The following is a 7,099-nucleotide window of genomic DNA, read 5'->3' as shown; positions in this document are numbered from 1 at the left end:
GCAGGCCCTGCGACGCCGTGAAGGTGGTCGCCAGCGAGCCGCCCTGCAGCGCCCCGTGAATGGCCCCGGCCGTGCCGGCCTCGCTCTGCATCTCCACGACATCGGGGATCGTGCCCCAAAGATTCGGAATGCCGAGCGACGACCACTCGTCCGCCCATTCGCCCATGTTGGAGGACGGCGTGATGGGGTAGATCGCGATGACCTCGTTGGTCAGGTGGGCGACGTAGGCCACGGCCTCGTTGCCGTCGAGGGTTACCATGAGCTTTTGCGACATCGAGCTGTCCCGGAGTGATTGGGTAGGAGGCCGGCAACGCGGCCGGGCTGCGCCTTACTCCGACTCGGCGGCTGGCGCAGCCCGAAGCGAGGCGGGAGCCGAGTAACGACCTCAACTATAGCCCGAAACGCGGATGGATTGACGGTCGTTTGCGAGCGTTTTCAAGCGAATCAGCTTCGGCATGATCCGGATCAGGTCGGCATTGCGTGCACCCTTATGGTGCCGATCTCGGGATCCGCGCACGCCTGCGAGGCATTCATGACGATTGGGTTACGGTTCTATTTCTGGAACAATACCGCGCGACTCATCGACATGCGGATCGGATATGGAGCTGACACACCTCAACGAGCTCGAAAAGGCGACCAAAAAAGGTCGGGTACAGCTCTTTCGCCTCGGCATCGGCTTGCTCTTCATCATCGGGGTCATGCTCTACACCGTCGTCAGGGTCGATGTCACCCATGGCGGCAGTCTCTTCATCGTGATTGCCGCCATGATCGGCGGCTACATGGCGATGAACATCGGCGCGAACGATGTCGCCAACAATGTGGGTCCGGCGGTCGGCTCGAGGGCGCTGACCTTGGGCGGCGCGCTGATCATCGCGGCCATCTTCGAGGCGGCCGGGGCGATCATCGCGGGCGGCGAGGTGGTCGGAACCATCCGCAGCGGCATCATCGACCCGAACCTCATCGGGAGCGCGGACACCTTCGTCTGGATCATGATGGCGGCGCTTCTGGCCGCCGCGGTCTGGCTGAACATCGCCACCGCCATGGGCGCCCCGGTCTCGACCACGCATTCAATCGTCGGCGCGGTGCTGGGCGCCGGGATCGCGTCGAGCGGGGTCGGTATCGCTGATTGGGAGAGCGTGGCCAAGATCGTCGCGAGCTGGGTGATCTCGCCGCTCATGGGGGGCGCGATCGGCGCCGGCTTTCTGTATCTGATCAAACGCAGCATCACCTACCGGACCGACTTGGTCGCCTCGTCGCGTCAGGCTGTGCCCTATCTGGTGGCCGCCATGGCGTTCGCCTTCGGCACCTACCTGATGCTCAAAGGGCTCAACCGGATCTGGACCGTGAACATCCTGCAGGCCTTGGGCGTCGGTACGGTACTGGCGATCCTGGTCTTCCGGGGCGCACGCCCGATCATCGAACGCCAGGCACGGCGGATCGGCAACTCCAAAGAAGGGGTCAATCAGCTCTTCACCGTGCCGCTGATCTTTGCCGCGGCCTTGCTGAGCTTTGCGCACGGCTCGAACGATGTTGCCAATGCCGTCGGGCCATTGGCGGCGATCGTCGAGGTGGTGAGCTCGGGAACCGGCGAGATCACGGCGGCTGCACCCATCCCCATGTGGGTCATGATCGTGGGTGCGCTCGGGATCGCGATCGGACTGGGCCTGTTCGGGCCGAAGGTGATCCGAACGGTCGGCTCGGAGATCACCGAGCTCGATCAGATGCGCGCCTACTGCATCGCGATGGCCGCCACACTCACGGTCATCCTCGCCAGCCAGCTCGGGCTTCCGGTCAGCACGACGCATGTCGCTGTCGGCGCTGTCTTCGGCGTCGGTTTTCTGCGCGAGTATCTCAAGAGCCAGTACGCGAGGATGCTCGAGACCATCAAGGCGCATCACCCGGAGGGCGATCAGGCCGCCATCGATGCCTTCCTCGCGAAATTCGCCAAGGCGTCGATCGACGAGAAGGGACGCATGCTGCGCGAGCTCAAGCGCAAATCAAAACGCAGTATGGACCCGGCCCATTTCTCCAAGCTCGAGCGCCAAAGCCTGCGCAAGGTCTATCGCCATGAGCTGGTGAAACGCTCGCAGGTGCTCAAGATCGTCGCGGCTTGGGTGGTGACGGTGCCCGCGTCCGCGCTCATGGCGGCGATGCTGTTCTTCACCATCAAGGGGATGTTGACGGGATGAGGCTTCCTATCCTCGGCGCAATCTACAGTGCGCGGGCAAGCACGACCGCGTCCTCGCGCCCCTTGGTGGCAGGGTAATAGCCGGGCCGTTGGCCGATCTCGCAGAATCCCTCCGAGGCATAGAGCGCACGGGCGCGGCTGTTTGACGCGCGCACCTCGAGGAAGGCGCTATCCGCGCGTCGGGTGCGTGCGAATGTCATCAGATGGCGCAGCAGGCGGCGGCCGAGTCCTCGGCCTTGCCAGTCGGGATGGATGCAGAGATTGAGAATGTGACACTCCCCGACGGCGACCGCCATCGCGGCATGCGCGACGATCTCCCCCTCGAGCTCGCCCACCCAGCAGGAGTAGCCGACCCGTAGACAGTCTCGAAAGATGCCCTCGGTCCACGGATGCTCGTAAGCGGCGCGATCCGCTGCGCAGACGGTCTCGACATCCCGCTCGGTCATGGCCCGGAGGCGAAGGGCGAGGGGGAGGGCGGGCTCGCTGCGCGGCCGTTGCATCGTCGAACGGGTTTCTTGCATTGTTTGATAGGCTCGAATCAGCAGTGTTTCGGGTAATGGTGCAGCGCGCTCGCTTGCAGCTAAGCCCCACAGTATACCGACCGGAGCGTTCGGCTGAACCCGCAAGGCGCTTTTAGGTGAACGTCGGGCACTTCAAGTCTATAATTCCGCGGTTTAGTCGCACGCAGTCCAGACCGCAACGATTCCCCATGAGCGAGCTCCAAGAACAACTGCATCGGCGTCGCACCTTCGCCATCATCTCCCACCCTGACGCCGGCAAGACCACCCTGACGGAGAAGCTGCTGCTGTTCGGGGGGGCCATCCAGCTTGCCGGAACAGTCAAGGGACGCAAGGCCGCGCGACACGCCACCTCGGACTGGATGGAGCTGGAGAAGGAGCGCGGGATCTCCGTGACCTCCTCGGTCATGCAGTTTCCCTATGGCGAGAGCATCGTCAATCTGCTCGATACCCCCGGACACCAGGATTTCTCCGAGGATACCTATCGGACGCTGACCGCGGTCGACTCTGCGTTGATGGTCATCGACGTGGCGAAAGGCGTCGAGGAGCGAACCATCAAGTTGATGGAGGTCTGTCGACTGCGCGACACGCCGATCCTGACGTTTATCAACAAGCTCGACCGTGAAGGGCGCGACGCCATCGAGGTGCTCGACGAGGTCGAGGACATCCTCAAGATCCAGTGCGCACCCGTGACCTGGCCGATCGGGATGGGGAAACGCTTCAAAGGCGTCTACGACCTGCGCTTCGATCGGACCCATCTCTTCAGCGCGCAGCACGGCGGGCGTATCACCGAGGGGGAGATCATTCAGGGCATCGACAACCCTCGGATGGACGAGGTGCTCGGTGATCAGGCCGAGGAGCTACGCATCGAGATGGAGCTGGTCCAGGGTGCGAGCCATCCGCTCGACCTCGATGCCTACATCGCCGGTCGCCAGACGCCGGTCTTCTTCGGTTCTGCAATCAACAACTTCGGTGTACGCGAGCTGCTCGATGCCTTCGTCGAATATGCGCCGCCGCCGCGTGCGCGCGACACGCTGCAACGCACGGTCGATCCGGCCGAGGACGCCTTCACCGGCTTCGTTTTCAAGATCCAGGCGAACATGGACCCGGCGCATCGCGATCGGGTGGCCTTTTTGCGCGTGTGCTCGGGCAGCTACAAGAAGGGTATGAAGATGCGGCACGTGCGCATCGGCAAGACCATTCAGGTCGCGAACGCCATCACCTTTCAGGCCGACGAACGGCGTCATGTCGAAGAGGCTTGGCCGGGCGACATCATCGGCCTGCACAACCACGGCACCATTCAGATCGGCGATACCTTCAGCGAGGGCGAAGAGCTGAAATACGGGGGTATCCCTTATTTTGCTCCCGAGCTGTTCCGACGCGTTGTCCTCAAAGATCCGCTGCGCATGAAGGCTTTGCAGAAGGGCGTCGTACAGCTTTCGGAAGAGGGCGCAACTCAGGTCTTTCGGCCGCTCAAGAACAACGACATGATCCTGGGCGCCGTCGGCATCCTGCAGTTCGATGTTGCTGCCTACCGGCTCAAGGATGAGTACGGCGTCGAGGCCCTGTTCGAACCCGCCAACGTCAAGACCGCGCGCTGGGTCGTCTGCGAGGATCCGAAACGGCTCGAACAGTTCAAGGAGAAGAGCTACGAGAACCTCGCACTGGACGGCGACGACCAGCTGGTTTACTTGGCGCCGACTCGCGTCAACCTGGATCTAGCCCAAGAGCGCTGGCCCGACGTGCGGTTTCTTGCGACGCGCGAGCTGTAATCGCCAAGCGTGGTTCGTCTGTCGCACCGGGCGTCGAACCCATCGACCATCGACATCAAGGCCGCGGATCAGTCGCCTGATCGGATGGCCTCCAAGACACCGGAACGCTTGGCCGAGGCGTTCCATAGGTCGGTCCCGGAGCAGCCGGATTCCTCAGCTCCGTCATCGATTTGGCATTCTTGTTATAGGATCCACCGGCCTGCGCCCCCGGCCCAAGGGGGGTCGGGGGCGGCCCGTGGACTTGTTGGCCGGTGGCTCCCGACCCCTCCATGATTTCGCATAATGTATATTATGTCAAGTGAGGCAGGCGCCGATCTCGCGCTCGGAACGCACATGACCGCTTCGCTGTTTCACTTTGGCGGAGCGTTCGCGGCCTCGTGCTGGGTTCGACATGAGCACTCCCCTCCTCTAGACTTATCGTAACGACAATTCATGCGGCAACGGGCGTCCATCCGGTCAACCTCCCGGCGAGCCTACCCTCCTCCGCGTCATGCTGAAGACGTCTTGCGATGGAATTCTTCGAAACGGCCCGCTGTCACCTGAGCGCCGAACAACTGCAGCAGATGATCACGGGACCGCAACTGAGCGCTTGGTGCGCTTCGATCGACCGCGTGCTCGAATGGGAGGGCGAACGAGGAGAGATGTATTGCCTCTGGGGGCAGTTCCAGGTCAACCGAGAGCACATCCGCGACGGGCTGCGCTTCACGTTGCCGCACTGCCCCAACGCCTTGGCCTGGACCCTGACGTCCGAGAACGACGCCGAGAGCGGACGTCCTGCCGAAGTACTCGTTCATTGCACCATCAATCGCGCCGTGCACGAACCCGACTTCATCGAGTCCATCGAGACCTTCGTCGAGGACTGGCGCCTCGGGCTGGAGAAACGTGGGCGATAGAGACGACGGCAGTCACCGATAGCGAATCCCATCTGCAGCAGAGTCGATCCAGCGTCGAGAAGCGCGCGGCGCAAGAGGTCGCGAGCTGACGCGGCGGTCGAGAAGGTCCGGGGCGGGACCATTACTGAGTTCATCTACGACACGTAGCGCGAAAGCAGGCAGTGCCGACGGCCGTCCCGAGCTTCACGTCAGTGGCGGCCGCCTATATCCGCGCACGGCGTCGCGAGTGGAGCAACATCAAGCACGCACGCCAATGGACCGCGACTCTGAAGACCTACGCCCGTCCGGTCATCGGCACTCAGCCCGTCGACACCATCACCACCGAAGATATCCTCGGCATCCTGCAACCCATCTGGAACACGAAGACCGAAACGGCCAAACGTGTCCAGGGGCGCATGGAGAACATCTTTGACTTCGCCGCCGCCAGGAAGTGGCGCGACCCCATCAACCCCGCGCGCTGGCGCGGGCATCTCGACAAATTACTTGCAAGCCCCACGAAGATCAAAAAGCAGAGGAACGGCGGCGTCAGCCGGCATCAGCCGGCACTGCCGTACCAAGACGTCCCAGGGTTCGTCGAGGCGTTGCGCACGCTCGACAGTATCAGCGCCAAGGCGCTCGAATTCTTGATCCTGACCGCGTGTCGCACGACGGAGGTGCTCGATGCTCGCTGGGACGAGATCGACCTGAACAGCCGCGTCTGGACGATCCCCGCCGTGCGCATGAAGGCCCGACGAGAACATCGCGTCCCGCTGAGCGAGCGTGCCTTCACACTGCTGAGCACCCTCCCCCGCATCACTGACAACGAGTTCATTTTTTTCGGCGCCAGACACGGGAGGCCGCGATCAAATATGGCCCTCCTCCAACTGATGCGCGGCATCGGGTACGGCGTCGGAGGCACTCGCGGCGACGCGGTCCCGCACGGGTTTCGCTCGTCGTTCCGCGATTGGGCCGGCGAAGTGAGCAGCTTCCCGAACCACGTCTGCGAGATGGCGCTCGCGCACGTCGTCGCCAACAAAGCCGAGGCGGCTTACCGGCGCGGCGACCTGTTCGACAAGCGCCGCGCCATGATGGAAGAGTGGGCAAGGTGGTGCGAGGGTATCCAAGATGATCCGGGCCTCGTCGCTCGCCGTGCAGCACCAGGACTTCGCACGACGTGCCGAGCCGCGACCACGACAGCGTGAGGATCTTCCCCGGTATAAGGACACGCGCGCGGTGCAGCGTCTGAATATTCAGCACCGGCAATGTATGTACCAGAGGTCGTTTGCGTGGAGGAGCCATCATCGCCATCCTATACGAAAATGGTTCGCATTTATATAACCCCTGCTGCTGATTCCTTGTCCGATCAAACCCATTCTCTAATCGCCTGGTCCTGTTGCGTGGCCTGTTCCGCTGCTGGACTTGAGGCACATATCGGATATCTGGATTATATTTTTGGCTCAGTCACGGTTAGCTCTCCGGCGGCGGCCATATTAGTTCCGAGCCCTATAGTACTGTTAACTTCACTAACAACAGCATCCAGGGCAACACCGGCGGCTACGGTGGCGGGCTCATCTTCAGTTTGTATGGGGGCCAGGCTGCGTCTTCTCTTGCACTCTACAACAATGTTTTTTGGAGCAACGTTTCCGAAGTGGGAGCGGATATTGGGGTTAGCCGCACTAATAATAGCCCTCCGCCAGTGCGGGTGACACTGCTTGCCAATAACTTTAGGTGATTAGCGTCGTGCCTCAG

At 62.3% G+C, this 7,099-nt stretch carries 6 protein-coding genes; 4 read left to right on the top strand and 2 right to left on the bottom strand.

From position 1 onward, the window contains the following. The coding region (locus B4N44_RS16565; protein ID WP_296703121.1) for a hypothetical protein at nt 1-274 on the bottom strand (274 nt) is incomplete at its 3' end. Nucleotides 275-599: 325 nt separating this feature from the next. On the opposite strand from B4N44_RS16565, the gene B4N44_RS16560 reads away from it, so the two are divergent. After that, on the top strand, nt 600-2,189 hold the full coding sequence (locus tag B4N44_RS16560) for an inorganic phosphate transporter (RefSeq protein ID WP_296703119.1): 1,590 nt from the start codon (nt 600-602) through the stop codon (nt 2,187-2,189). A 22-nt stretch (nt 2,190-2,211) separates the two neighbouring features. Here B4N44_RS16560 and rimI read toward each other — a convergent pair whose 3' ends face one another. After that, complete coding sequence (gene rimI / locus B4N44_RS16555; RefSeq protein WP_296703116.1) at nt 2,212-2,634, bottom strand: ribosomal protein S18-alanine N-acetyltransferase; 423 nt, start codon at nt 2,632-2,634, stop codon at nt 2,212-2,214. Between the two features lie 263 nt (nt 2,635-2,897). Between rimI and B4N44_RS16550 the strand changes: the two genes are divergently transcribed. The 3 genes from B4N44_RS16550 to B4N44_RS16540 all read left to right on the top strand — a co-directional run bounded on the left by B4N44_RS16550 (nt 2,898) and on the right by B4N44_RS16540 (nt 6,552). Next, nucleotides 2,898-4,478: a peptide chain release factor 3 gene (locus B4N44_RS16550; protein ID WP_296703113.1), complete on the top strand. Its 1,581-nt coding sequence runs from the start codon at nt 2,898-2,900 to the stop codon at nt 4,476-4,478. Nucleotides 4,479-4,987: 509 nt separating this feature from the next. Beyond that, the gene (locus B4N44_RS16545) at nt 4,988-5,371 is read left to right on the top strand and encodes a hypothetical protein (RefSeq protein WP_296703111.1); all 384 of its coding nucleotides are present in this window, start codon (nt 4,988-4,990) and stop codon (nt 5,369-5,371) included. A 161-nt stretch (nt 5,372-5,532) separates the two neighbouring features. Then, a complete protein-coding gene (locus B4N44_RS16540) occupies nt 5,533-6,552 on the top strand; it encodes a tyrosine-type recombinase/integrase (RefSeq protein ID WP_414718164.1) in 1,020 nt (339 codons plus the stop codon). Nucleotides 6,553-7,099: the final 547 nt, after the last annotated feature.

This window comes from Thiocapsa sp. UBA6158 (genome assembly GCF_002423035.1).
Classification (GTDB): domain Bacteria; phylum Pseudomonadota; class Gammaproteobacteria; order Chromatiales; family Chromatiaceae; genus Thiocapsa.
Note: the sequence above shows the minus strand (reverse complement) of the source record. Positions and strands in the feature narration are given on the sequence as shown.

What these genes read in the sequence shown, in the direction of transcription:
- B4N44_RS16550 (WP_296703113.1), top strand. Translation starts at nt 2,898, where the DNA reads ATGAGCGAGCTCCAAGAACAACTGCATCGGCGTCGCACCTTCGCCATC.
- B4N44_RS16545 (WP_296703111.1), top strand. Translation starts at nt 4,988, where the DNA reads ATGGAATTCTTCGAAACGGCCCGCTGTCACCTGAGCGCCGAACAACTG.
- rimI (WP_296703116.1), bottom strand. Translation starts at nt 2,634, where the DNA reads ATGACCGAGCGGGATGTCGAGACCGTCTGCGCAGCGGATCGCGCCGCT.
- B4N44_RS16560 (WP_296703119.1), top strand. Translation starts at nt 600, where the DNA reads ATGGAGCTGACACACCTCAACGAGCTCGAAAAGGCGACCAAAAAAGGT.